Annotated in this window: 26 protein-coding genes; 16 read left to right on the forward strand and 10 right to left on the reverse strand. The window is 70.8% G+C overall.

The window, feature by feature from the left end:
- Nucleotides 1-177 precede the first annotated feature (177 nt).
- The 3 genes from fabG (at nt 178) to IE206_RS08325 (ending at nt 2,203) form a co-directional block, all read left to right on the forward strand.
- Nucleotides 178-897 (forward strand): 3-oxoacyl-[acyl-carrier-protein] reductase, encoded by a 720-nt coding sequence (gene fabG / locus IE206_RS08315; protein ID WP_189961350.1) that lies wholly within the window; start codon nt 178-180, stop codon nt 895-897.
- Between the two features lie 5 nt (nt 898-902).
- Complete coding sequence (gene fabI / locus IE206_RS08320; RefSeq protein ID WP_189961351.1) at nt 903-1,673, forward strand: enoyl-ACP reductase FabI; 771 nt, start codon at nt 903-905, stop codon at nt 1,671-1,673.
- Nucleotides 1,674-1,810: 137 nt separating this feature from the next.
- Nucleotides 1,811-2,203, forward strand: coding sequence for a hypothetical protein (locus IE206_RS08325; RefSeq protein WP_226598837.1), 393 nt, complete (start codon nt 1,811-1,813; stop codon nt 2,201-2,203).
- 32 nt (nt 2,204-2,235) lie between these two features.
- On the opposite strand, the gene IE206_RS08330 is transcribed toward IE206_RS08325, so the two are convergent.
- Nucleotides 2,236-2,928, reverse strand: coding sequence for a FadR/GntR family transcriptional regulator (locus IE206_RS08330; protein WP_189961352.1), 693 nt, complete (start codon nt 2,926-2,928; stop codon nt 2,236-2,238).
- Nucleotides 2,929-3,039: 111 nt separating this feature from the next.
- On the opposite strand from IE206_RS08330, the gene IE206_RS08335 reads away from it, so the two are divergent.
- The 4 genes from IE206_RS08335 (at nt 3,040) to IE206_RS08345 (ending at nt 5,532) form a co-directional block, all read left to right on the forward strand.
- Nucleotides 3,040-4,326, forward strand: coding sequence for a CynX/NimT family MFS transporter (locus IE206_RS08335; RefSeq protein ID WP_189961353.1), 1,287 nt, complete (start codon nt 3,040-3,042; stop codon nt 4,324-4,326).
- 30 nt (nt 4,327-4,356) lie between these two features.
- Nucleotides 4,357-4,473 (forward strand): SGM_5486 family transporter-associated protein, encoded by a 117-nt coding sequence (locus IE206_RS43120; RefSeq protein WP_264197919.1) that lies wholly within the window; start codon nt 4,357-4,359, stop codon nt 4,471-4,473.
- 238 nt (nt 4,474-4,711) lie between these two features.
- Entirely contained in the window at nt 4,712-4,918 is a 207-nt protein-coding gene (locus tag IE206_RS08340; RefSeq protein ID WP_189961354.1) for a hypothetical protein, read from the forward strand.
- Nucleotides 4,919-5,013: 95 nt separating this feature from the next.
- Entirely contained in the window at nt 5,014-5,532 is a 519-nt protein-coding gene (locus IE206_RS08345) for a SixA phosphatase family protein (RefSeq protein WP_189961355.1), read from the forward strand.
- Between the two features lie 79 nt (nt 5,533-5,611).
- Here IE206_RS08345 and serB read toward each other — a convergent pair whose 3' ends face one another.
- Both serB and IE206_RS08355 read right to left on the reverse strand, forming a co-directional pair.
- The gene (serB, locus tag IE206_RS08350) at nt 5,612-6,853 is read right to left on the reverse strand and encodes a phosphoserine phosphatase SerB (RefSeq protein WP_189961356.1); all 1,242 of its coding nucleotides are present in this window, start codon (nt 6,851-6,853) and stop codon (nt 5,612-5,614) included.
- Between the two features lie 102 nt (nt 6,854-6,955).
- On the reverse strand, nt 6,956-8,557 hold the full coding sequence (locus IE206_RS08355) for a streptophobe family protein (RefSeq protein WP_189961357.1): 1,602 nt from the start codon (nt 8,555-8,557) through the stop codon (nt 6,956-6,958).
- A gap of 348 nt (nt 8,558-8,905) precedes the next feature.
- Between IE206_RS08355 and IE206_RS08360 the strand changes: the two genes are divergently transcribed.
- The gene (locus tag IE206_RS08360; protein WP_189961358.1) at nt 8,906-11,425 is read left to right on the forward strand and encodes an ABC transporter ATP-binding protein/permease; all 2,520 of its coding nucleotides are present in this window, start codon (nt 8,906-8,908) and stop codon (nt 11,423-11,425) included.
- Between the two features lie 106 nt (nt 11,426-11,531).
- On the opposite strand, the gene IE206_RS08365 is transcribed toward IE206_RS08360, so the two are convergent.
- From IE206_RS08365 to IE206_RS08375, 3 genes are all read right to left on the reverse strand, one after another.
- Nucleotides 11,532-12,203, reverse strand: a complete 672-nt coding sequence (locus tag IE206_RS08365; protein ID WP_189961359.1) for a transglycosylase SLT domain-containing protein — start codon at nt 12,201-12,203, stop codon at nt 11,532-11,534.
- Nucleotides 12,204-12,471: 268 nt separating this feature from the next.
- The gene (locus tag IE206_RS08370; RefSeq protein WP_189961360.1) at nt 12,472-13,551 is read right to left on the reverse strand and encodes an S-adenosylmethionine:tRNA ribosyltransferase-isomerase; all 1,080 of its coding nucleotides are present in this window, start codon (nt 13,549-13,551) and stop codon (nt 12,472-12,474) included.
- Nucleotides 13,548-14,258, reverse strand: a complete 711-nt coding sequence (locus IE206_RS08375; RefSeq protein WP_189961361.1) for an SDR family NAD(P)-dependent oxidoreductase — start codon at nt 14,256-14,258, stop codon at nt 13,548-13,550. Before IE206_RS08375 ends, IE206_RS08370 begins: the two co-directional genes overlap by 4 nt.
- Nucleotides 14,259-14,443: 185 nt before the next feature.
- On the opposite strand from IE206_RS08375, the gene IE206_RS08380 reads away from it, so the two are divergent.
- From IE206_RS08380 to IE206_RS08390, 3 genes are all read left to right on the forward strand, one after another.
- Nucleotides 14,444-15,643 (forward strand): GAF domain-containing sensor histidine kinase, encoded by a 1,200-nt coding sequence (locus tag IE206_RS08380; RefSeq protein ID WP_189961362.1) that lies wholly within the window; start codon nt 14,444-14,446, stop codon nt 15,641-15,643.
- Complete coding sequence (locus IE206_RS08385; RefSeq protein ID WP_189961363.1) at nt 15,636-16,280, forward strand: response regulator; 645 nt, start codon at nt 15,636-15,638, stop codon at nt 16,278-16,280. Before IE206_RS08380 ends, IE206_RS08385 begins: the two co-directional genes overlap by 8 nt.
- A 161-nt stretch (nt 16,281-16,441) precedes the next feature.
- Entirely contained in the window at nt 16,442-16,678 is a 237-nt protein-coding gene (locus tag IE206_RS08390) for a chaplin (RefSeq protein WP_189961364.1), read from the forward strand.
- A 132-nt stretch (nt 16,679-16,810) separates the two neighbouring features.
- Here IE206_RS08390 and IE206_RS08395 read toward each other — a convergent pair whose 3' ends face one another.
- Nucleotides 16,811-17,596 (reverse strand): Rv1486c family protein, encoded by a 786-nt coding sequence (locus IE206_RS08395; protein ID WP_189961365.1) that lies wholly within the window; start codon nt 17,594-17,596, stop codon nt 16,811-16,813.
- Nucleotides 17,597-17,932: 336 nt separating this feature from the next.
- Here IE206_RS08395 and IE206_RS08400 point away from each other — a divergent pair, with 336 nt between their 5' ends.
- From IE206_RS08400 to IE206_RS08415, 4 genes are all read left to right on the forward strand, one after another.
- Entirely contained in the window at nt 17,933-18,724 is a 792-nt protein-coding gene (locus IE206_RS08400; RefSeq protein WP_189961366.1) for an ABC transporter ATP-binding protein, read from the forward strand.
- 49 nt (nt 18,725-18,773) lie between these two features.
- The gene (locus IE206_RS08405) at nt 18,774-19,202 is read left to right on the forward strand and encodes an NfeD family protein (protein ID WP_226598756.1); all 429 of its coding nucleotides are present in this window, start codon (nt 18,774-18,776) and stop codon (nt 19,200-19,202) included.
- 79 nt (nt 19,203-19,281) lie between these two features.
- On the forward strand, nt 19,282-20,232 hold the full coding sequence (locus IE206_RS08410; protein ID WP_189961367.1) for an SPFH domain-containing protein: 951 nt from the start codon (nt 19,282-19,284) through the stop codon (nt 20,230-20,232).
- Between the two features lie 123 nt (nt 20,233-20,355).
- Entirely contained in the window at nt 20,356-21,129 is a 774-nt protein-coding gene (locus IE206_RS08415) for a sulfite exporter TauE/SafE family protein (protein WP_189961368.1), read from the forward strand.
- A gap of 127 nt (nt 21,130-21,256) precedes the next feature.
- On the opposite strand, the gene IE206_RS08420 is transcribed toward IE206_RS08415, so the two are convergent.
- From IE206_RS08420 to IE206_RS08430, 3 genes are all read right to left on the reverse strand, one after another.
- On the reverse strand, nt 21,257-21,772 hold the full coding sequence (locus IE206_RS08420; RefSeq protein WP_189961369.1) for an HNH endonuclease: 516 nt from the start codon (nt 21,770-21,772) through the stop codon (nt 21,257-21,259).
- A gap of 180 nt (nt 21,773-21,952) precedes the next feature.
- Nucleotides 21,953-22,489 (reverse strand): YbhB/YbcL family Raf kinase inhibitor-like protein, encoded by a 537-nt coding sequence (locus IE206_RS08425; protein WP_189961370.1) that lies wholly within the window; start codon nt 22,487-22,489, stop codon nt 21,953-21,955.
- A 56-nt stretch (nt 22,490-22,545) separates the two neighbouring features.
- The gene (locus tag IE206_RS08430) at nt 22,546-23,328 is read right to left on the reverse strand and encodes a sporulation protein (protein ID WP_189961371.1); all 783 of its coding nucleotides are present in this window, start codon (nt 23,326-23,328) and stop codon (nt 22,546-22,548) included.
- 95 nt (nt 23,329-23,423) lie between these two features.
- Here IE206_RS08430 and IE206_RS08435 point away from each other — a divergent pair, with 95 nt between their 5' ends.
- Entirely contained in the window at nt 23,424-24,065 is a 642-nt protein-coding gene (locus tag IE206_RS08435; protein ID WP_189961372.1) for a DNA-3-methyladenine glycosylase, read from the forward strand.
- Nucleotides 24,066-24,451 lie beyond the last annotated feature (386 nt).

Raw genomic sequence — 24,451 nt, forward strand, 5'->3', positions numbered from 1 at the left:
CTGTCGTATGAGACCGGTCGCCCCGATCATGTCGCGTCGACGGGCCTCGTGACTACGGCTTTCTGTAGGGACCCGACAGCGCTCGTTCCACGCCACTGTCAGGGCTCGATTCCTCGTAAGTCGGGCGGTACCGATAGTTTGCGGGAGTACGAATCCGCCTATCGAAAGGGTGATCCGTTGAGCCGCTCGGTTCTCGTCACCGGAGGTAACCGGGGCATCGGCCTCGCCATCGCCCGCGCTTTTGCCGACAGCGGCGACAAGGTCGCGATCACGTACCGCTCCGGAGAGCCGCCCGAGGCCCTCATGGAACTGGGCTGCCTGGCCGTCCGGTGCGACATCACCGACACCGAGCAGGTGGAGCAGGCCTACAAGGAGATCGAGGACAAGCACGGTCCCGTCGAGGTCCTGGTCGCCAACGCGGGCGTCACCAAGGACCAGCTCCTGATGCGCATGTCCGAGGAGGACTTCACGTCCGTCCTCGACACCAACCTCACCGGCACCTTCCGTGTGGTCAAGCGCGCCAACCGCGCCATGCTGCGCGCGAAGAAGGGCCGCGTGGTCCTGATCTCCTCGGTCGTCGGGCTGCTCGGCTCGGCGGGCCAGGCCAACTACGCCGCCTCCAAGGCGGGTCTGGTCGGCTTCGCCCGGTCGCTCGCGCGTGAGCTCGGGTCCCGGAACATCACTTTCAACGTCGTCGCGCCCGGTTTTGTCGACACCGACATGACCAAGGTGCTCACCGAGGAGCAGCGCGCGGGCATCGTGTCCCAGGTGCCGCTCGGCCGCTACGCGCAGCCCGAGGAGATCGCCGCCGCGGTGAAGTTCCTCGCCTCGGACGATGCCTCGTACATCACTGGAGCCGTCATCCCGGTTGACGGCGGATTGGGCATGGGTCACTGATCACCATGAGCGGAATTCTTGAAGGCAAGCGCATCCTGATCACCGGTGTGCTGATGGAGTCCTCCATCGCCTTCCACACCGCGAAGCTGGCTCAGGAGCAGGGCGCCGAGGTCATTCTGACCGCCTTTCCGCGTCCGACCCTGACCGAGCGCATCGCCAAGAAGCTCCCCAAGCCCGCCAAGGTCATCGAGCTGGACGTGACCAACCAGGAGCACCTGGACCGGCTTGCGGGCCTCGTCAAGGAGGAGCTCGGCGGCCGTCTGGACGGCATCGTCCACTCGATCGGCTTCGCCCCGCAGGACGCACTCGGCGGCAACTTCCTGAACACGCCGTTCGAGTCGGTCGCCACCGCCATGCACGTCTCGGCGTTCTCGCTGAAGTCGCTGACCATGGCGCTGCGCGAGCTGCTCGTCCCGGGCAGCGCCGTCGTCGGCCTCACCTTCGACGCGCAGTTCGCCTGGCCGCAGTACGACTGGATGGGCCCGGCCAAGGCCGCCCTGGAGGCGACGTCCCGTTACATGGCCCGTGACCTGGGCAAGGACGACATCCGCTGCAACCTGATCTCGGCAGGGCCGATCGGCTCGATGGCCGCCAAGTCCATCCCGGGCTTCGCCGAGCTCGCGGACGTGTGGAACCACCGCTCCCCGATGGAGTGGAACATGGCCGACCCCGAGCCCGCCGGCAAGGGCGTCGTGGCGCTGCTCTCGGACTGGTTCCCGAAGACCACGGGCGAGATCATCCACGTCGACGGCGGTCTGCACGCCGTGGGTGCCTGACCCCGCACAGCACGTTTCGCGGCCGCCCACCGGACCATCCGGTGGGCGGCCGCCGTGCGTGGACCGCGACTTCCCCGCAGACTGATCGAACGGACATGTCGGGCAGTCGGCCGGGGAGGAGGTGCGGCGTGCGTCCCTTGCGCGCGGGTCCCCGTGTACGCTTCCTGAACGTGCGGCAGCGCCGGGCCCTGGCCCTGCTGTTCCTGCTGCTCGCGACGGCGGCCGGGTTCGCCGCGCCCTCCGTGGTGCGCGCGGCCACCGCCCCCGACCCGGCGCCGGCCGTGGCGCCGCCCGCGCCGTTCGGCGCCGCGTGCCGGACCTCCGTGCAGGGCTCGCACGTCATCGCGTACTGCCACAACCCCTACCCGGACGCCGACCTGGTGCGCCTGCACACCGACTGCGCGCACTGGTGGGACCTGGACGCGGACGCGGCGCCGGTGGAGGTGGGCCCCGGGCAGACCGTACGGCTCGACGACCGCTGCTGGAAGGACGTCCGCGCGGTCTGGGTGACCCACCAGAAGGCGCTCTGACCGCGGGCGAGGCTCCGGCCGACCGGCCTCGATCAGTCCGTTCGGCGGCCTTCGAGCCGGTCCGGCAGGCAGATGAAGGCGTGGGCCGCGGCTTCGGAGGCGGCTCTCTCCGCGTCGCCGGCCCGGATCGCGTCGATCATCCGGCCGTGGTCCATGTGGTTCTCCGGGGTCATCTCCAGTGCCACGTCGTCCCGCAGCCAGTCGCGCAGCAGATGGCCGAGGTCGGCGTACAGCTCGGTCAGTACGTCGTTGTGCGAGGCCGCGACGACCGCCAGGTGGAGCGTGGCGTCGGCCGCGACGAAGGCCTCCCGGTCGCCCGAGGCCCACGCCTGCTCGCGCCGCTCAAGCAGCGTGTCCAGCTGTTTCAGCTCGCGCTCGGTACGCCGCTCGGCCGCCAGCTTCGCCGCCGACGACTCAAGCGTGGAGCGCAGCTCGGCCACATGGCGCGGGTCCGCGGAGGCGAACCGGCGGTGCATCACCCCGGCCAGCTCACTGGTCGCCACGACGTACGTCCCCGAGCCCTGGCGGATGTCGAGGAGGCCGTTGTGCGCGAGGGCGCGGACGGCCTCGCGGACGGTGTTGCGCGCCACCCCGAGCTGTTCGACCAGCTCCGGCTCGGTCGGGATGCGCGAACCCACCGCCCACTCGCCCGAGGTGATCTGGTTGCGCAACTGCGCGATCACCTGGTCGGCGAGGGCGGAGCGCCGGGGAGAGCTCAGGGTCATGGTGCTCCAGTCCGAGAGGGGAGTTCGTCAGCGGCGTGAGCGTAGGCCGTGAACGACCAGGGCCGTGAATCGATTGGACAACCAATCATCCCATGATTCTATGATGGCACCATGCCCGACGAAGAGACCGCCACGCTGAGCCCCGCGCCCGCCGCCCGCACCGAGCCCCTCGAAGCCCCCGCCGAGGCGGGCCGGGTGCCGTCGTGGGCGCGCTGGCTCGTGCCGCTCGCGCTGGTGCTCGCCGCCCTCAATCTGCGCCCCGCCATCACCAGCCTCGGCTCGCTGATGAAGGAAGTCACCGGCGGGCTGCACATGAGCGGCGGCATCGCGGGCGTCCTCACCTCGGTCCCGGCGTTCTGCTTCGCCGTGTTCGGCATCATGGCGCCGCGCCTCGCCCGCCGCTTCGGCCCCGGCGCCGTCGTCTTCGCGGGCATGATCGCCATCACCGCGGGCCTGCTCCTGCGCCCGTTCGCGGGCGGCACCGTCACCTTCCTCGCGGCCAGCGCGCTCGCCCTGATGGGCATAGCCGTCAGCAACGTCCTGATGCCGGTGATCGTCAAGCGGTACTTCCCCGACCGGGTCGGCTCGATGACCGGGCTCTACTCGATGGCGCTCGCCGCGGGCACCTCGCTCGCCGCGGTCACCACCGTGCCCCTCACCGATGCGCTGGGCGGCAGTTGGCGCCAGGGTCTCGGCATCTGGGCGCTGCTCGCCGTCGTCGCGGTGGCCGCCTGGATCCCGCTGACCCGCGACCGCTCCGGGAGCGCGGGCCCGGCCCTCAGCGCCAAGGAGGAGGCGGCTCCCGCGCTGCGCATCACCCGCAGCGGCACCGCCTGGGCGCTGGCCTGCTTCTTCGGGCTCCAGGCCACCGGCGCGTACATCACCATGGGCTGGATGCCGACGATCTTCCGCGACGCGGGCGTCTCGGCCGGCACCGCGGGGCTGCTGCTCTCCATCACCATGGTCATGGGTGTGCCGCTCGGCTTCGTCATCCCGTGGCTGGTCAACCGGCTGCGCAGCCAGGGCCCCATCGTCGTCGCGCTCGGCAGCTGCGGCCTGGCCGGCTACGCCGGGCTCTACCTCGCGCCGGCCGCCGGAGCCTGGGCCTGGGCGCTGCTGCTCGGCATCTCCAACTGCGCCTTCCCGCTGGCCCTCACGATGATCGGCAAGCGGTCGCGGACCGGCGCGGGCGTCGTACGGCTCTCCGCCTTCGCCCAGTGCGTCGGCTACCTGCTCTCCATCCCCGGGCCGCTCCTGGTCGGCGTCCTGCACGACCGCAGCGGCGGCTGGGACCTGCCCATCGCGATGATGGCGGCCCTCATGGTGCCGCAGATCGTCGTCGGCATCCTGGCGGGCCGCGACCGTACGATCGAGGACGAGGCCGGGGCCCGGCGATAGCGGGCGAAACCCGGATGCGACACTGGCCGCATGCCAGTGCTCGAACCCAATCCGCAGAACAGCCACAAGAAGCTCCTGCTCGTGCTCGGCGCGATGCTCGCCGTCACGGTCGTCGTCGCCGTCATCGCGACGATCGCCTCCCCCTGACCGAGGCCCGACCGAGGCCCGACGGACTCCCGACCGGGGTCGGCCGACACCCGGCCGCTTGCCCCGGACGGGGGGATGGTGGTGCTAGCCCCACCATCCCCTAGGGGGGCAGGGTCAGGGTCAAGTGGGTGGGTCACCGGATGGGATGACGTCCGCCGGATCCGTAGGTTTTGAAGTACCGCGACGAACGCCCCGTTCGCCCGCGGCACTCGAACCCGGAACCCACACGGAGGCGGTCATGTCGGCCCACACCCACCCCAGGTCCCCCCAACCGGCCGCGGGTGGCGTCGACTTCAAGCTGCCGTGGTGGGGCGTCGTGCTGCCCGCGATCGCGTTCTTCGTGCTGCTCGCGCTCGTCATCGGATCGGGCGACGCCCACGCCGTCTCCGGCGACGGCACCCTCACCCACCTCGTCGACCGCATCCACGAGAGCCTCTCGCACTAGGTCGCGAAAGCATCGCCCACCCCACTCGTCACCCCTCTGGCGGAGCCCGCGAACACCCTGCGCCCGATGGCGCGATTCATGCGAAGCTGGGGAACATGAGCGTCGATACACCCCGCAGGATCGTCCTTCTGAGGCACGCGAAAGCCGACTGGCCCCAGGTGTCCGACCACGACCGGCCGCTCGCCGAACGGGGCAGGGCGGACGCCCCCGTCGCCGGCCGCTGGCTGGCCGGGGCCGGCGTCGCCCCGGACCTCGCCCTCTGCTCCAGCGCGGCCAGGACCCGCGAGACCTGGAAGCTCGCCGTCCAGGAACTGCCGCAGCGCCCCAAGACGGTGTACGAGGAGAGGATGTACGAGGCCTCCCTCGGCGAACTGATCGCGCTGGTCAACGAGACCCCCGACGACGTCGCCGACCTCCTGCTCGTCGGGCACAACCCCGGGATGCACGCGCTCGCCGACGCGCTCGCCGGTGACGCCGAGGGCGACGTACTGGCCCGGATGAACCGCAGCGGCTTCCCCACCTGCGCCGTCGCCGTGCTCACCTTCAACGGCTCCTGGAAGTCCGTGGAGCACGGAGTGGGCAGGCTCGTCTCCTTCTGGGCCCCGCACGCCTGACCTCGTAACGAACGCTTTCGTATGCGGTGAAGGCCCCGGTACGCAACGCGCGCCGGGGCCTTCACCGCGTACGGGCGGTTCAGTCGACGAGGCCGTCCGCCGCCTCGACCTCTTCCCGCGTGATGCCGAGCAGATAGAGCACGGTGTCGAGGAAGGGCACGTTCACCGCGGTGTGCGCGGCCTCGCGGACCACCGGCTTGGCGTTGAAGGCGACACCGAGGCCCGCCGCGTTCAGCATGTCGAGGTCGTTGGCGCCGTCGCCGATCGCCACCGTCTGGGCCAGCGGCACCCCGGCCTCGGCGGCGAACTCCCGCAGCAGCCGCGCCTTCCCGGCCCGGTCGACGATGTCGCCCGTGACCCGGCCGGTGAACTTGCCGTCCTCGATCTCCAGGGTGTTGGCGGAGGCGAAGTCGAGGCCGAGACGGTCCTTGAGGTCGTCGGTGACCTGGGTGAACCCGCCCGAGACGACGCCCACTTGATAGCCGAGCGCCTTGAGCGTACGGATCAGAGTGCGGGCACCGGGCGTGAGCCGGACCTCGGCCCGCACCTTGTCCACCACCGACGCGTCCAGGCCGCGAAGGAGCGCCACCCGGGCGTGCAGCGACTGCTCGAAGTCCAGCTCGCCGCGCATCGCGGCGGCGGTGACCTCGGCGACCTCGTCCTCGCACCCGGCGTGCGCGGCGAAGAGCTCGATCACCTCGTCCTGGATCAGCGTGGAGTCCACGTCCATCACGACGAGCCGCTGGGCCCGCCGGTGCAGCCCCGCCGAGACGACGGCCACGTCCACGCCGAGGGCGGCGGCCTCGGTCGCGAGCGCGGTGCGCAGCGGCGCGGTCTCCACTCCGGACACAGCGAACTCCACTGCCGTGACCGGGTACTTGGCGAGCCGGAAGATACGGTCGATGTTGCCGCCGGTGGCGGTGATGCTGGCCGCTATGGCCGCCGTGGACTCGGCGGTCAGCGGGTGGCCGAGCACCGTGACGTGCGAACGGCCGCTGCCGCGCGGCCTGTTGTCGCCGATGCCGGAGATGATCTCGGCTTCGAGCTTGAGCGATTCGGCCCAGCTGTGCACGGTGGCACGCAGTTCCCCCGAGGAGGCGACCGTCGGCGCGGTGACGAGCACGCACAGGACGAGGCGGCCACGGGAGACGACCTGTTCGATGTCCACGACATCGACGGAGTAGGCGGCGAGGGTGTCGAAGAGCCCGGCGGTGATGCCGGGGCGGTCCTTGCCGAAGATCTTGACGAGGAGGGTGGGTACGTCAGAGCTCTGACCGGCGTCGGAGTTCTGGCCGGCGGGGGGCAGGGGCGATGGCGTCATGGTGATCCCCACCGTATCCGGCCACGGCTCACGCCCGGCACGCCGTCCCGCCCTGCGGACAGTGCCCCCTCGTACGGCCCCGTCACCGGGACGGCGTGCTGTTCAGCGGCGGCCCCGCGGCACCCCGGGCGGAGGCGGCGGACCCTCCTCCGGGGGCCGGTACGGGCGGGGCGCCGCCCGGGGGCGGCCCGGGGGGCCCGGCATCGTGGGGGAGCCGTGCAGGCCCGGCGGCAGCTTCAGATACGGGTTGGTGTCGGGGTTCGGCGGGCGGTAGGACGGCGCCGCCGGGTTGTACGGGCCCGGCACCGTCTCCTCGCGGGGCCCGGGCGCGCCGGGTGCCGAGACGCGGGCCAGGACCGCGGCCCGCCGCCCCGCCGCCCCCGCCGTCCGGGCGAGCAGCGCGCCCACCGCGCCCGCCACGGCCCCCCACCCGGCGCCGAGCGCGAGGGCGAGCCCCGCGTTGCCGTGCAGCTCGATGCCCGCCCCGAACGCGTCGAAGCCCAGAACCGAGAGCGACGCGTTCGCGGACACCCCGGTGAGCCACACCATCAGGGGCAGCGCCACCGCGGCGGCCGCGGCCAGCGACAGCGCACACCGCCCCACGAAGGCACCGGGCGAGCGCCCGCCCACCGGCGTACGGGCCGCGGCGAGCACCCCCGCGTACAGCATGAGCACCCCCGTAGCCACCGCCAACAACCAGACCCGGTGGTCGAGTTGGGCGATCCGCCCCAGTGTCACCGGCTCGTCGCTCCTCGCCCCGACGAGCCGGTCGAGCGGGTCGGGCAGGACGGTGGCGAGGGTGCCCGTGGCCCGGCCGTGCCAGGGCACGAAGAGGCCGAGCGGGATGGCCAGCCACACCCCGTTGGGCGCGCCGAGCAGGGCCGCGCCCGCGATCCGCTTCGGGTGGGCGTCGCCGATCGCCGCGTACGCCGCCGCCGCGAGCCCCGCCACGACCGCCACCAGGATCACCGTCACCAGCGCGGAGACCGCGGGCCGCACCACCCGGTGCAGCGCCGACCAGCCGCGCGGCAGCGGGGTGCGGCGCGAGGCGAGCAGGGCGATCACCAGGACCGCGAGCACCCAGCACGCGGCGCCCGCCAGCGAGCGGGTCGTCTCGACGCTGAAGCCGACCTGCGCCCTGGCGTCCGCGAGATCGGCGAGCCGGCCGGGCAGCAGGCCGCCGACGTCCCCGAGGCCGGGGATGCCCGGCACGCCGGGCACCTTCACCCGGCCGAGGCCCAGCTGGGAGCCGTCGAGCGTGATGAGGTCGTGGCCGGCCCAGGCGAGCCCGCCGACGACGGCGACGAACAGGACGGCCACCGCGGCCGCGCGGGCCGTGAGTTCGGCGCCGGAGATCCAGGCTCCGGCGGCCCGTAGCGAGCGGAGGAAGAAGAAGGCGAGCAGCAGGGCGCCCGCGAGCCCGACGCCCAGTGGCGTGAAATCGACGGCCGTTTTCGCCTCCGCGCCGGTGAGGCCGAACGCCGAGACGTCGCCGGACGGGGTGACCGAGCCGCCGGCCCCGAGCACCACCACGGCCGCGGTCATCGGGCCGAGCGCCCCCGCCGCGTCGGCCCCGAGCAGATGCAGTCCGAGCGCGGCCGTGCCCGCCATGGCGACCAGTGCCCAGCTCACCGACGCGATCGAGGCGAGCACGACATCGCCCCACCGGATCGCACCTCGGACGTCGTTGTCGCCCACGCTCATCAGGACCCCCCGATACGAGCCGACTTGCCCCTATTCACACGGAGGGACCATTTTCATCCGCTGCCATGTTCATTTATGGGCGGACATCATGATCCGTACGCACTCATGGGTGCTTACTACTCTCGGGGGGCGTTTGGTCCACGTCAACGGGCGGGCCGCGGGCGCCTGTTGCACGACCGCGACCGGACTGTGCCGGGTCTGTGCACGTAATTCACAAGGCCCGGGTTTCGGATACGAGCCCGGGCCTGAAATAGTTCCCCACGATGTTCACCATCCCTAGACTCCCTGTGTCGGGAGTCACAGGCCTCCGGTGCGGAGGTCTTTCGGGGGACGATAAGTGGGGCTGGAGTGCCGGAACTCGTACTGGAATTGAATGGCAGCACCTGGACGCTCGATCCGTCCAGGTCGTACACCCTCGGGCGTGATCCGCAGGGTGACCTCGTGGTCGACGACGCCAGAGTCTCGTGGCGCCACGCCACGATCAGCTGGGGCGGCCGCAGTTGGGTCATCGAGGATCACGGATCGACCAACGGCACTTATGTGCAGGGCCAGCGGATCCACCAGATGGAAATCGGCCCCGGCTCTTCCGTCCACCTCGGCAACGCCACCGACGGCCCGCGGCTGAATCTGAGCGGTGCCGCCGCGGCCGCCTACGCGCAGCCCGCCCCGGCCCAGCAGGCGCAGGCCGCGCCCGCCCACCCGCAGCCCCAGCAGGCTCCGCCGCAGCAACAGTGGCAGCAGCAGCCCCAGCAGGCTCAGGTCCCGCCGCAGCAGCAGTGGCAGCAGCCTCAGCCTCAGCAGCCGCAGTTCCCGCAACAGCAGGGTGGCGGCGCCGCGGGTGCTCCGCCGGTCTACGGCGACCGCAGCCCGACCACGTTCCACCAGGTCGCGCTCGGCCGGGTCATGCGGATCGGCCGTGCGCTGGAGAACGAGCTGGTGGTCTCCGACCTCCAGGTCTCGCGCCACCACGCCGAGTTCCACGCGACGCCCGACGGCCGGATGGAGATCCGCGACCTCGGGTCCCACAACGGCACCTACGTCAACGGTCAGCCGATCGCCAAGGGCGGCAGCGTCCTGCTCGGCCCGCAGGACATCGTCGGCGTCGGCCACTCGACCTTCCGCATCGTCGGCGACCGGCTCGAAGAGTTCGTCGACACCGGTGACGTCTCCTTCTCGGCCCGCCACCTGACCGTCACGGTCGACGGCGGCAAGGACATCCTCAAGGACGTCTCCTTCGGCGTCCCCGAGAAGTCCCTCATCGCGGTCATCGGCCCCTCGGGCTCCGGAAAGTCCACCCTGCTCAAGGCGCTCACCGGCTACCGGCCCGCCAACAAGGGTGACGTCCTCTACGACAACCGGAACCTGTACAAGCAGTTCGCCGAGCTGCGCCAGCGCATCGGTCTGGTCCCGCAGGACGACATCCTGCACAAGGAGCTGACCGTCAAGAAGGCGCTGAAGTACGCGGCCAAGCTGCGCTTCCCCGCCGACACCACCGAGAACGAGCGCCAGCAGCGCATCGACGAGGTGCTGCGCGAGCTCAAGCTGGACATCCACAAGGAGAAGAAGGTCACCTCCCTCTCCGGTGGCCAGCGCAAGCGCGTCTCGGTGGCCCTGGAGCTCCTGACCAAGCCGTCGCTGATCTTCCTCGACGAGCCCACCTCGGGCCTCGACCCGGGCATGGACCGCGATGTCATGCAGCTGCTCCGCGGCCTCGCCGACGACGGCCGCACGGTCCTCGTGGTGACCCACTCGGTGGCCGAGCTCGCCATCTGCGACAAGCTGCTCGTGATGGCGCCGGGCGGCTCGGTGGCGTACTTCGGTCCGCCCGAGGAGGCGCTGAACTTCTTCGGCTACAGCACGTGGGCCGATGTCTTCTCCGCCTTCGAGAGCTACCGCGACTACGACTGGGCCGGCCGCTGGAAGGGCTCGCAGCACTACCAGATGTACGCCGCGGACATCGACGCCGTGGCCCCGCAGTCCGTACAGATGCCGCCGGCCCAGGCGATGAAGCCGCCGAAGCCGCAGGGCTGGGTCTCCCAGCTGTGGACCCTGATGCGCCGCTACGTCTCGGTCATCGCCTCCGACAAGGGCTTCCTCGCCCTGTCGGTGGCCCTGCCCGCGGTGATCGGCTCGGTCAGCGTGGTCATCCCGGCGAAGTTCGGCCTCGCGCCGCCCACGCCGCCGTCCCGGTTCAACGGCGACGCCGGCACGATCATGCTGATCCTCGCGGTCGGCATGTGCTTCTCCGGCGCGGCCAACTCCGTACGAGAACTGATCAAGGAACGGGTCATCTACGAACGGGAACGGGCCACCGGCCTGTCCCGCTCGGCGTACCTGATGTCCAAGATCCTTGTACTCGGCGTCATCACGGCCTTCCAGGGCGTGATCCTCTGCGTGATCGGCTTCTCGACCCGCAAGCTGCCCACCGAGGGCCTCGTGATGCCGCCCGCGGTCGAGATGTGCCTGGTCGTGATCGCGCTCGGCTTCACCTCGATGATGTTCGGCCTGATCATCTCCTCGCTGGTGAAGACCTCCGAGAAGACGATGCCGCTCCTGGTCATGTTCGCCATCGTGCAGGTCGTCTTCACCGGCATCCTGTTCAAGGTGTACGACTCGGTCGGCCTGGAGCAGTTCGCCTGGCTGATGCCGTCGCGCTGGGCCATCGCGGGCGTCGGCACGACGCTCGACCTGTCCCACCTGATGGGGCCGATGGACCAGAACGACCCGACCAACCTCGACCCGCTGTGGAAGCACGAGGCGTCGCAGTGGTTCATCAACATCTCGGTGCTGCTGTTCATCGGCGTCGTCCTCGGCTTCTTCGTCGCGCGTCTGCTGCGCCGCCACGAGCCCGAGGTCATGCGCAAGTAGCCTGCGCCTGACAACGCGAGAAGGGCGGCACCCCCGAGGGGGTGCCGCCCTTCTGCTGCGTCCGGAGAGATCGGCCGTCCGGAGAGGACCAGCGGTCCGATGCGGATCAGTAGGCGCTGTTGACGTTGTCCATCGAGCCGTACTTGTCGGCCGCGTAGTTGGCGGCGGCCGTGATGTTGGCGACCGGGTCGTAGATGTTCCACGACGTGCCGGGCACGTGGTACGCGTTGAAGGTCGGCGGGATGACCTGGAGCAGGCCCTTGGACGGGATGCCGTTGATGGCGTTGATGTCCCAGTTGTTGATGGCGTTCGGGTTGCCGGTCGACTCGCGCATGATGTTGCGGTGCAGACCGTCGTAGGTGCCCGGAATGCCCCTGCTCTTCATGATGTCGAGGGACTGGCGGATCCAGCCGTCGAGGTTGTTCGCGTACACCGGCTTGCGGGCGGCGGAGCGGCTGGCGGCGGCCGCCTCGTCCCGCTTCTTCGCCTCGGCCGCGGCCTTCGCCTTGGCGTCCGCGTCGGCCTTCGCCTTGGCGGCGGTCTCGGCCTGCTGGGCGGCGGTGACGTGCTGCTTGGAGACGGACTCCGAAACGGTCTTCGTGCTGGCAACGGTCGCCGAGAAGGCGGCGGGCTCGGCAGCTACGGCGTTGCCCGACTGACCCGTCCCGGGGAGGACCGAGAGGGCGAGAGCGGCGGCGCCGAGGGCGGCGACACCGGCAATCGAGATCTTGTGCGTCTGGGTCAGACGACTGTGACCAGGGTTGCTGGACTCGGGCATGGCTGTGGACCTCTTCCGAATGGCGTGGACGGCGCATCGAAGCGCCGCGGCGATGGAGCCGCAGCGCTGTGCGACGGGAGCCATTGTTAGCGGCCGCAAAATCTGGTGGCAAAGGTGCTACATACGAAGCCGGGTAGTGGATCACGCCCGGGCGAAAGACGGTTCGTACCCACTCTCGTCCCGCTCACACCGGCTTTATTTGTCCACTAAACGGCTTCGTAAGTGATGTGCGTCCTATGCGCGGGCTCACATCGGACGCGTAACAGTCTCACCAGGCGTTGCTGTCGCAATGCGCACGGTGAGGGTTCTCGTCCGGAAGGATGAGGTGGACGTCGCCGAACTCGTGCCACAGGTAGAGCCTGCTCAGTGCCTGGTCGTAGGCGACGGCCAGCGCCTCGCGCCCCGCGATCGCCTCCAGCATCAGAAGGTGGGAGGCCTCCGGCTCGTGCAGCCCGGTCAGCAGGCCGTCCACCACCCGCACCCCGCGCTCCGGGGTCACCACGAGATCCGTCCAGCCCGCGGCCGCGCGCACCACCCCGTCGGCCCCGGCCGCCGACTCCAGGGCGCGCACCCCCGTAGTCCCTACAGCCACGACCCGGCCGCCCCCCGCCTTGGCGGCGTTCACCAGGCGGGCCGTAGCCCCCGGCACCTCGAAACGCTCCGGGTGCGGCGGCTCGTGCGCCTCCGCCGACGCCACCCCCGTATGCAGCGTGACCGGCGCGAACTGCACGCCGCGCCGCACGAGCTCCGCGACCAGCTCGACCGTGAAGGGCCGCGCCGCACTCGGCATCTCCGCCGAGCCGAGCCCGCCGGGCGCCGGCAGCGCGAACACCGTCTGGTAGGCGGCGAGCGGCTGGTCCCGCTCGGTGTACCCGTACCGGATGGGCCGCCCGTGCCGGTGCAGCAGACCCGGCACATCGGCCGCGGAGACCCGCGCCCACCACAGCCGGTCCGGGCTCAGCGCCGTATCGAGCACGAGCCGCTCCCCGCCGGGCAGCGCCACCACGGCCCCCGCCCGGTCCCCGGTCCGCCGCTCGGTACTCCCCGACGCCGCGGGCGTACGCAGCTCCACCGCCCAGCGCCCGTCCGGCCCCCGGGTCGAGAAGTGCACCACCACCGGCCGGCCCTCCACCGTCCCGTCGACCGCCGCGGGCATCGTCTGCGAGGTATTGACGACAAGCACGTCACCGGCCCGCAGCTGCCCGGCCAGATCGCGGAAGGCGTGGTGGGAGACCCGCGTGCCGCGCGACACCATCAGCCGTACGTCGTCGCGCCCCGTCCCGCGCACCTCCGCGGGCACCGAGGCGAGCAGGTCGTCGGGCACCCGCACCACCATCGGCACGGTCATCGGGTCACCTCCACAAGGCCCTCCGTAAGAGAGGGGGCGCTGTAGCGCCCGCTCGCCGGCCGCTCGTCGAGCAGCCGCAGGAATCCCGGCACCACCGTCGAGGGCTCCGGCCGACCCGACTCGTCGCCCGGCACCGCCGCCGCGTACAGGTCGGTGCGCATGTCGCCCGGGTCCACCGCCCACACCCGAAGCCCCGGCTCCTCCGCGGCGAGCACCGCCGCCAGCTGGTCCAGGGCCGCCTTCGAGGCCCCGTACCCGCCCCATGTCCCGTACGCCTCGACCGCCGCGTCCGAACTGACCGCGACCACCGCGCCCACGGAAGACTCCCGCAGCAGTGGCAGCGCCTCCTGTACGAGGCCGAGCGCCGCGACCACATTGGTCTCCAGGGCCGCCCGCAGGCCGGCCAGGTCCAGCTCATCGAGCCGTACGAGCGGCTCGGCGCCCAGCGCGGAGGCGTTGTTCACCAGCAGGTCGAGCCCGCCCAGGTCCCGGGCCGCGGCCACCAGCTCCGCGCGGTGCCCCGCGTCGGTGACGTCCCCGGGCAGCGCCACGACCTTCGTCCCGTACGTATCGAGCCCGCGCGCCGCCTCCTCGAGTACGGGAGGGGTCCTGGCATCGAGGACCAGGTCCCAGCCCCGCTCCGCCAGCGCCCCGGCGAGCGCCCGTCCGAGCCCCTTCGAGGCCCCCGTGATGATCGCAACCGGCATGATGACCAACCCCTCTGTCACGTCGATCCGTGCGTCGATGCGTTCAGAGTGGCTCCCGGTGCTCCCCGGCCGCCTCGGACGCGGGCCCCACCCCGGCAAGGCACTTCGACCTAGGCCCGGCGACCTAATCAGCGGGGGGCCACAGGCCGAGGCGCGCTGTCACACCCCGCCGGTACGGTGACCACATGAGCCGCTCCCGTCCTGCGCACGCCCCCGGACCAGGGGAGACCCCGTCACCGAGCGCGGGCCTCGCCGCCGTGAGCACCGCCCTGCTCGCCATGAGCAGGCACCTGGAGGTCGGTGACGTCCTCAAGACGATCACCGCGTCGGCGCGCGAGCTGCTCGACGCGGAGTACGCGGCGCTCGGCGTGCCCGACGACCACGGAGGCTTCGCCCAGTTCGTGGTCGACGGGGTGAGCGACGAGCAGTGGCGGGCGATCGGGCCGCTGCCGCGCCAGCACGGCATCCTGGCCGCGATGCTCCACGAGGAGAAGGCCGAGCGCCTCGCCGACGTCCGCAAGGACCCGCGCTTCGAGGGCTGGCCCTCCGCCCACCCCGACATGTCCGACTTCCTGGGCATGCCGATCCGCGACGGCGAGGAGACGCTCGGCGCCCTCTTCCTCGCCAACAAGCGCTGCCCCAAGGTCTCCCTCTCCCGCAGGGGCGACCGCTGCGGCTTCACCGAGCACGACGAGGAGCTGCTCCGCCTGCTCGCCCAGCACGCCGCGATCGCCCTCACCAATGCCCGCCTGTACGAGCGCAGCCGCGAGCTGACCATCGCCGAGGAGCGCTCCCGGCTCGCCCACGAGCTGCACGACGCGGTCAGCCAGAAGCTCTTCTCGCTCCGCCTCACCGCCCAGGCGGCCGCCACCCTGGTGGACCGCGACCCGGTGCGCGCCAAGGGCGAGCTCCAGCAGGTCGCGGCCCTGGCGGCGGAAGCCGCCGACGAACTGCGCGCCGCCGTGGTCGAGTTGAGGCCGGCGGCCCTGGAGGAGGACGGTCTGGTGCACACCCTGCGCACCCAGATCCAGGTCCTCGACCGGGCCCACGCGGCCCGCGTCACCTTCGACAACCAAGGGGTGCGCGCGCTGCCGCCGGCCCAGGAGGAGGCCCTGCTCCGGGTCGCCCAGGAGGCCCTGCACAACGCGCTGCGCCACTCCGGCGCCGGCCGGGTCGACGTCGTCCTGGAGCGGCGCGGCCAGGGCGCGGTCCTGCGGATCACCGACAACGGCCGGGGCTTCGAGCCGAGCCGGGTCCGCCGCGCGGGCCGCCACCTCGGCCTGGTGTCGATGCGGCACCGGGCGAGCGGCGTCGGCGGCAGGCTCACCGTGCAATCGGCACCCGGCGAGGGCGCCACGATCGAGATGGAGGTCCCCGGTGGCTGACAAGGTGATCAGGGTCCTGCTCGTGGACGACCACCAGGTGGTCCGCCGAGGGCTGCGTACGTTCCTGGAAGTACAGGACGACATAGAGGTGGTGGGGGAGGCCTCCGACGGCGCCGAGGGCGTGGCCCGCGCCGAGGAGCTGAAGCCGGACGTCGTCCTGATGGACGTGAAGATGCCGGGCATGGACGGCATCGAGGCCCTGCGCAAGCTCCGCGAGCTCGCCAACGGGGCCAAGGTCCTCATCGTCACCAGCTTCACCGAGCAGCGCACCGTGGTCCCCGCCCTGCGCGCCGGCGCGTCCGGCTACGTATACAAGGACGTCGACCCGGACGCGCTGGCCGGAGCGATCCGCTCGGTGCACGCCGGCCATGTGCTGCTCCAGCCCGAGGTCGCGGGCGCCCTGCTCAGCCAGGAAGAGGGGCACGGCGGCACCGGCCGCGGCTCGACCCTCACCGAGCGGGAGAAGGAGGTCCTGGCCCTGATCGCCGACGGCCGCTCCAACCGCGAGATCGCCCGCCACCTCGTGCTGTCCGAGAAGACCGTCAAGACCCACGTCTCCAACATCCTGATGAAGCTGGACCTGGCCGACCGCACGCAGGCCGCGCTGTGGGCCGTACGGCACGGCGTGACGGGCTGATCGGACTGTCCGACATACGTAAACCGGATCGTCATCATCCGGTGCAAGATTCATACCGTCGTGTGGATGTCACCCACATAGCGCATCCCCCTGGTGGCGGCGGCCGTTCTCCAGGCATGCCGCGGCGGTTGGCCGCGGCGAAGACCAGGAGGATCCAGAACATGAAGCTCAACAAGGCTCTCGCCGTCACCGTGCTCGCCGGCGGCGCCCTCGCCGCTGCGACCGGCGCCGCCTCCGCCGACGGGGTGGCCAACGGCAAGGCCGAGCACTCCCCGGGCATCGTCTCCGGCAACCTGACCCAGGTGCCGGTGCACGTCCCGGTGAACGTCGCGGGCAACACGCTCAACGTGGTCGGCCTGCTCAACCCGGCCTTCGGGAACGAGGCCTCCAACAGCTGACCGGCCCCGCGCCTGCGCAGTGACCTCCGGCCCCCGGGTTCCACCCGGGGGCCGGTCCCTTGCCCGGCCCGTTTCGGCCCCGGGCCCCGGGCGCGCAAGGCTCCGGCCCCCGAGGCGCAGGCCCGCGAGACCTCAGCCCCGCTCCCGCTCCTCCACATACGCGTTGTACGCCGCGACCCTGGCCCGCCGGGCCACCCGCTCGACCGGGCGCAGCAGCTCGCCCCGCGCCGCGATCTCCGAGGCGCTCACCGCGCCCCCGTGCCCGCTCTCGTACGCAAGGGACACCAGGAGCCCGACCCGCCGGGCCAACTCCAGCACCCGTACCGCGCGCGGCGGATAGCCCGGCGCGAGCACCTCCTCGTCGGGGCCCTCGGCCCGTGCCCGGTACGCGTCGATCGCGGCGGCCGCGGCCGGACCCGAGCCCGCCACGTCGAGCCGGCTGAGCGCGACCGTCGCCTCCCGCAGCGCCTCCGCCAGCTCGCGCTCGGCCTCCCCGAGCGAGGGCACGTCCGCGGGCGGCGCCTCGCGCACCGCCAGGCAGTGCCAGACCACCTGTGTGTGCACATCCCCGGCGGGCCCGGCCTCGTACAGCTCGGGCACGAGACCGTAGGGCGCCCCGAACCCGACCACGGCCTCCTCGGCCTCAAGGGCGCGCGCGTTGAACTCCGGGGGACCGCTGAGCCCCAGCGGATGCCCCGCCGCCGGGAGCGCGACCCGCCAGCCGGTCACCCCGAGGGTGCGCAGCCGGCCGAGCGCCAGAGTGAGCCCCACCGGCCCGGATTCACCGGGCAGCCCCTCCACGCGGTGCACCGCGTCGTCCCCGACGATTGCGATCGCCGCGTCGTCCGGCGAGACATTTCCGGCCAACAGGGCATTTCCCCAAGCAGCCAGCCGACCTGAACGTGGTTCCGAGAACATGCCTCCACCCTAGGGAAGCCGCCGAGACGGACCTAGGCCCTGCCCGACGGATCTTGTCCGGGACGCGCGGCCCTGGCACGCCCTCCCCCAAGGCCATATGGGCCAGGGGCCCCCATCGCGTCGCCACCCTCTCCGCCTCGCAGCTGGACGCACCAGGCCCCCGCTCAACGGCGCCGCAGAGACAAGGCATCTCGCGGGCGACCAGATCCGCCGGACAGACCCTAGAGGCGGGATCACTTCGCCAGTGGCGTAGGTTTTCCCTGGGGACCGCGCCCACAGGCGCCCCCGGCAAGCACTCGCGAACTCAAGACGATGGCATGGGGAGACAACGCGCTCATGAGCGATGTACTGGAGCTGGTGGACGTATCCGTGGTCCGCGACGGACGCGCTCTGGTGGACGACGTCTCCTGGTCGGTCAAGGAAGGCGAGCGCTGGGTCATCCTCGGGCCCAACGGCGCCGGCAAGACCACCCTCCTCAACATCGCCTCCAGCTACCTCTTCCCGAGCACCGGCACCGCCAAGATCCTCGGTGAACGGCTCGGCAAGGTGGACGTCTTCGAGCTGCGCCCGCGCATCGGCATGGCCGGCATCGCCATGGCCGACAAGCTCCCCAAGCGCCAGACCGTCCTGCAGACCGTGCTCACCGCCGCGTACGGCATGACCGCCACCTGGCAGGAGGAGTACGACGCCGTCGACGAGGACCGCGCCCGCGCCTTCCTCGACCGGCTCGGCATGACGGACTTCGTGGACCGCAAGTTCGGCACGCTCTCCGAGGGCGAGCGCAAGCGCACCCTGATCGCCCGCGCCATGATGACCGACCCCGAGCTCCTCCTCCTCGACGAGCCCGCCGCCGGCCTCGACCTCGGCGGCCGCGAGGACCTGGTCCGGCGCCTGGGCCGGCTCGCCCGCGACCCGTACGCGCCCTCGATGGTGATGGTCACCCACCACGTCGAGGAGATCGCCCCCGGCTTCACCCACGTCCTCATGATCCGCCAGGGCAAGGTCCTCGCCGCCGGCCCCATGGAGACCGAGCTCACCTCCCGCAACCTCTCCCTCTGCTTCGGCCTCCCGCTCCTCGTCGAGCACCGCGGCGACCGCTACACAGCGACCGGCCTCCCCCTCGGCTAGGGCCTTGGTGCACTGTCGGTGAGGGGACACCCGGACCTACCATGACCTTGTGGACATCGAGGCATGGGTGTGGTGGCTGATAGGCGCGGCAGCTCTGGGCATTCCCCTCGTTCTGACCGCCATGCCCGAGTTCGGCATGATGGCGGTCGGCGCGGTCGCCGCCGCCATAGGCGCGGGCTTCGGACTCGGGCCCGTCGCCCAGGTCCTCGTCTTCGTGGTCGTCTCGGTCGCCCTCGTCTCCGTCGTACGGCCCATCGCCGCCCGCCACCGCGCCCAGCGTCCCCAACTCGCCACCGGCACCGAGGCGTTGAAGGGCCGTCAGGCCGTCGTCCTGGAACGGGTCGACGCCGGCGGCGGCCGGATCAAACTCGCGGGCGAGGTCTGGTCGGCCCGTGCGCTCGACACGGAACAGGTTTACGAACCGGGCCACCAGGTCGACGTCGTCGAGATCGACGGAGCCACTGCCATCGTCATGTGAACCATGCCAGGATCATCGGGTCCGGTAACTCCCAACGTTTCCAGGGCCATCCGAGAGCAAGAAGGGCACGGGGTACGCGATGCAACCGATCATCATCGTCCTGATCATTCTGGTGGTGCTGGTCTTCATCGCCCTGATCAAAACGATCCAGGTGATCCCGCAGGCCAGCGCCGCCATCGTGGAGCGCTTCGGCCGCTACACGAGGACGCTGAACGCGGGTCTGAACATCGTCGTCCCGTTCATCGACTCGATCCGCAACCGGATCGACCTCCGTGAGCAGGTCGTCCCCTTCCCGCCCCAGCCGGTGATCACCCAGGACAACCTGGTCGTCAACATCGACACCGTCATCTACTACCAGGTGACCGACGCCCGGGCCGCCACCTACGAAGTCGCCAGCTACATCCAGGCGATCGAGCAGCTCACCGTCACCACGCTCCGCAACATCATCGGCGGCATGGACCTGGAGCGGACCCTGACCTCCCGCGAGGAGATCAACGCTGCCCTGCGCGGCGTCCTCGACGAGGCGACCGGCAAGTGGGGCATCCGCGTCAACCGCGTCGAGCTCAAGGCGATCGAGCCGCCGACCTCCATCCAGGACTCGATGGAGAAGCAGATGCGCGCCGACCGTGACAAGCGCGCGGCCATCCTCCAGGCCGAAGGTGTACGGCAGTCGGAGATCCTGCGCGCCGAGGGCGAGAAGCAGTCCGCGATCCTGCGCGCCGAAGGTGAGGCCAAGGCGGCCGCCCTGCGGGCCGAGGGCGAGGCCCAGGCGATCCGTACGGTCTTCGAGTCCATCCATGCCGGCGACCCCGACCAGAAGCTGCTCTCCTACCAGTACCTCCAGATGCTCCCGAAGATCGCCGAGGGCGATGCCAACAAGCTCTGGATCGTGCCCAGCGAGATCGGCGACGCCCTCAAGGGTCTCTCCGGCGCCTTCGGCAACCTCGGCGGCGGCATGCCCGGCTTCAACACGGGCGGCAACAACGGCAACGGCGGGGTCGAGCGCCGCGAAGCACCCCCGGTGGACTGACGGCCATGGGCCGAACGGCCCATGCGCCAGGGGCAGTTGACTGCCCCATACACTCTTCATGCATGATCAGTGAGGCCCCTCGACCTACATGGCGGGGAGGCGACTCACTGAACGTGTAAGGAGATGGCCTTGTCCATCTGGGAAGCACTCGCGGTCTTCGCGGCCGGCATCGGCGCGGGCACCATCAACACGATCGTCGGATCCGGCACGCTCCTCACTTTCCCGGTGCTCCTTGCCACCGGCCTGCCACCGATCACCGCGAACGTCTCCAACGCGCTCGGCCTGGTCCCCGGCTCCATCAGCGGGGCCATCGGCTACCGCCACGAACTGCGCGGCCAGACCCGCAGGGTGCTCCGCCTCGGCGGCATCGCCCTGCTCGGTGGCCTCGCCGGCGCGATCCTGCTGCTCGCGCTGCCGTCCTCGTCGTTCGACGCGATCGTGCCGGTCCTGGTCGGCGCGGCCCTCGTCCTCGTCCTGTTCCAGCCGCGTCTGGCCGCCGCCATCAAGCGCCGCCGCGAGGCCCGCGGCACCGAGGCCCACCCCGAGGGCGGCGCCGCCCTCCTCGCCGGCCTCTTCCTCGCCAGCATGTACGGCGGCTACTTCGGCGCCGCCCAGGGCGTGCTCTACCTCTCCCTGATGGGCCTGCTCCTGCACGACAGCCTGCAGCGCATCAACGCCGTCAAGAACATCCTCGGCGCCGTGGTCAACGGCATCGCGGCCGTCTTCTTCCTCTTCGTCGCCGATTTCGACTGGACCGCAGTCCTGCTCATCGCCGTCGGCTCGACCATAGGAGGCCAGATCGGCGCCAAGGTCGGCCGCCGCCTCAAGCCCGCGGTGCTGCGCGGAGTGATCATCGCCGTCGGCGTCGTCGCGATCCTCCAACTGACCCTGAAATAGCGGCCGTACGCGCATGAGATAGCGGCCGTACGCGCATAACGAATGTCACGCACATTACGCACATTACGCACATGAAGAAGCCCGCCTTCATCCCGAAGGCGGGCTCCCCGCAAGAAAGTTGGCCCCGTTACGCGGCCGGCACGGCGCCCGAAGCCAGCCACTCGGGCAGCTCGGACCGGTCCCCGGCCGCCATCGCGAGCAGCATCGCATCGGCCGGCGACGGCACGAACGGCTGCCGGAGCAGCGGCATCCCCGCCTCCTCCGGCGTCCGGTCCGCCTTGCGGTGGTTGTCCTCGGCGCAGGACGCCACCGTGTTCAACCAGCCGTCCCGGCCGCCCTGCGCCCGCGGCACCACGTGGTCCACGGTCGTCGCGCGCCGCCCGCAGTACGCGCACCGGTGCTGGTCCCTGATCAGCACGCCCCGCCTCGACCACGGAGCCTGTCTTCGGAAGGGCACCCGTACGTACCGGCACAGCCGGATCACCCGCGGCGCCGGTATGTCCATGGTGGCCGCACGCATCCGCAGACGGGGGTGGGACTGTTCGACGACGGCCTTGTCCTGGAGCACCAGCACCACGGCACGGTTGAGCGTCACCGTCGACAGTGGCTCGAAGCTCGCGTTGAGTACCAGCGTGTCCCGCATCCTGCCCACCTCCGTAGTGCCGGCCCACTGACTGGCGGGCTGGGATCAACTCTGGCCGGGCTCGCCACGATGGACAACGCAATATCGGTGCCGGCGCGGGCGACGAACCCGGCCGACAACAGAAAAATGCCCTGCCCTGATCTCTCCAAGACCAGGGCAGGGCAAACGGAAAGCGAACGATCAGCTCTGTGCGGGACCCGTGTACTCACCGATGAGCTGCGCACGCCCGAGCGTGTGGAACCGCAGATTGAAACCGACCACGGCAGGCGAGGCATCCGCATCCGGGCCGAGCTTCTCGCTGTCGACCGCGTACACCGTGAAGACGTAACGGTGGGTCTCGCCGGCCGGCGGGGCCGCACCGCCGAAGTCCTTCGACCCGTAGTCGTTGCGCACCTGTACGGCCCCGGCCGGCAGCCCCTCGAACTTGCCGCTGCCGGCACCCGCGGGCAGCTCGGTCACCGACGCCGGGATGTCGAACACCGACCAGTGCCAGAAACCGCTGCCCGTGGGCGCGTCCGGGTCGAAGCACGTCACCGCGAAGCTCTTCGTCCCGGCCGGAAACCCTTCCCACCGCAGCTGCGGCGAGGTGTTCCCGGCCGCGTAGACCTGCGCGTCCTTGAGCACGGCACCCGGCTCGACGTCCTCGCTCACCACAGTGAACGACGGCACCTCGGGGTGGAAGTCGTGGGGAAGCGGCGGCCTCTTGAGCTCGCTCACGTCGGCACCTCCTGAATCGGCATCAACTGGTGGAACCGAGCCTAGGGCGTCTTCGCTCAGAACCAGTTCCGCCGCCCGCCGACCTCGGCCAGCCACTGATTGAGGTACGCCGCCCAGTCGGTCCCCCGGAAGTCGTGGAGGCCGACCTCGAACGAGCGGTAGGAGTCGCTGCCCTCGCTGAACAGACCCGGCTTCTTGTCCATCTCCAGGACCACGTCCATCGCGCGGTCGTCCGCGACGAAGGACAGCTCCACCTGGTTCAGACCCCGGTACTGCGACGGCGGGTGGAACTCGATCTCCTGGTAGAAGGGCAGCCGCTGCCGCGTCCCGCGGATGTGCCCCTTCTCCATGTCCGCGCTCTTGAAGCGGAAGCCCAGCTGGATGAACGCGTCGAGGATGGCCTGCTGGGCGGGCAGCGGATGCACCTGGATCGGGTCGAGGTCGCCCGAGTCGAGCGCCCGGGCGATCTCCAGCTCGGTCGTCACGCCGATGTGCATGCCCCGCAGCTGCTGCCCGTCGACGGCCGTGACCGGCGTCTCCCAGGGAATCTCCAAGCCGAACGGCACCACGTGCACGGCCCCCGCCTTCACCTCGAAGGCCCCGCCGAGCCGCACCTTGGTGAACTCGATGTCCTGCTTGTGCTCGTGCTCGCCGCCCTCGACCTCGACGCGGGCCTGCAGCCCGACCGAGAGCCCCTCGATCTGCTGGTCGACCGACCCGCCCTGGATCCGCACCTCACCCTGGACGACCCCGCCCGGCACCACATTGGTCTCGGCGAGCTCGGTCTCCACCGAAGCCCCACCGGCCCCCAAGCTCGCCAGCAGCCGCTTGAACCCCATGCCAGTCCTTCCTCTACGTCTTCTCGACCTGGACACCTACGAACGCGCAACCGCCGTGCCCGGTTCCGCCCCGCCGTCCACTACCCTCGGACGCCATGATCGCGGGCACCGAACGTACGCCACTACCAAGGGACTTCTTCGACCGGCCCGTCCTGGAGGTCGCTCCGGACCTCCTGGGCCGCACGCTCGTACGCCATACCGCGTCGGGTCCCCTCGAACTCCGCCTGACGGAGGTGGAGGCGTACGACGGTCCGAACGACCCGGGCTCCCACGCCTTCCGCGGCCGTACGCCCCGGAACGAGGTGATGTTCGGGCCGCCCGGACACGCGTACGTCTACTTCACGTACGGCATGTGGCACTGCCTCAACCTGGTGTGCGGCCCCGAGGGGCGCGCGAGCGGTGTTCTGCTCAGGGCGGGGGAGATCCGGGTGGGCGCCGACCTGGCCCGCAAACGTCGAATCTCGGCCCGATATGACCGAGAACTGGCCAAAGGACCGGCCCGCCTGGCCACCGCACTGGACGTGGGACGGGCCCTGAACGGTACCGACGTGTGCGACGGCCCGGAGGCCCCCCTCTCCGTACTGATGGGTACCCCTCCCACGCCCGACCAGGTACGCAGTGGACCGCGCACCGGAGTGGGCGGCGACGGAGCCCCGCATCCGTGGCGCTTCTGGATCTCCGAGGACCCCACGGTGAGCCCGTATCGGGCGCATCAGCCCCGCAAACGCCGAACTTGACTCGGCCTCAAGCGGCGCCTAACGTAGCCCGAGCCGCTTGAGACGGGCCCTGCTGCTCAGCAACCCCAGGCGGCCATCCACTACCTACGATCGAACCCCAACGGGTCTGCATTTCGGCATGCCGAAATTCGAGCTCGAATGACTCGATTTTGAATGGCCGGGGAAACCCGCTAAAGTAGTGGACACGCCGAAAGGGAAACGCGAAAGCGAAGATCTCGAAGCGAACCCCAATTCCGACGGGGAATCGGACACGAAAGAGTCTGATAGAGTCGGGAACACGAAATACCGAAGGGAAGCGCCCGGAGGAAAGCCCGAGAGGGTGAGTACAAAGGAAGCGTCCGTTCCTTGAGAACTCAACAGCGTGCCAAAAGTCAACGCCAGATTGA

Source organism: Streptomyces violascens (assembly GCF_014649955.1).
GTDB classification, from domain to species: domain Bacteria; phylum Actinomycetota; class Actinomycetes; order Streptomycetales; family Streptomycetaceae; genus Streptomyces; species Streptomyces violascens.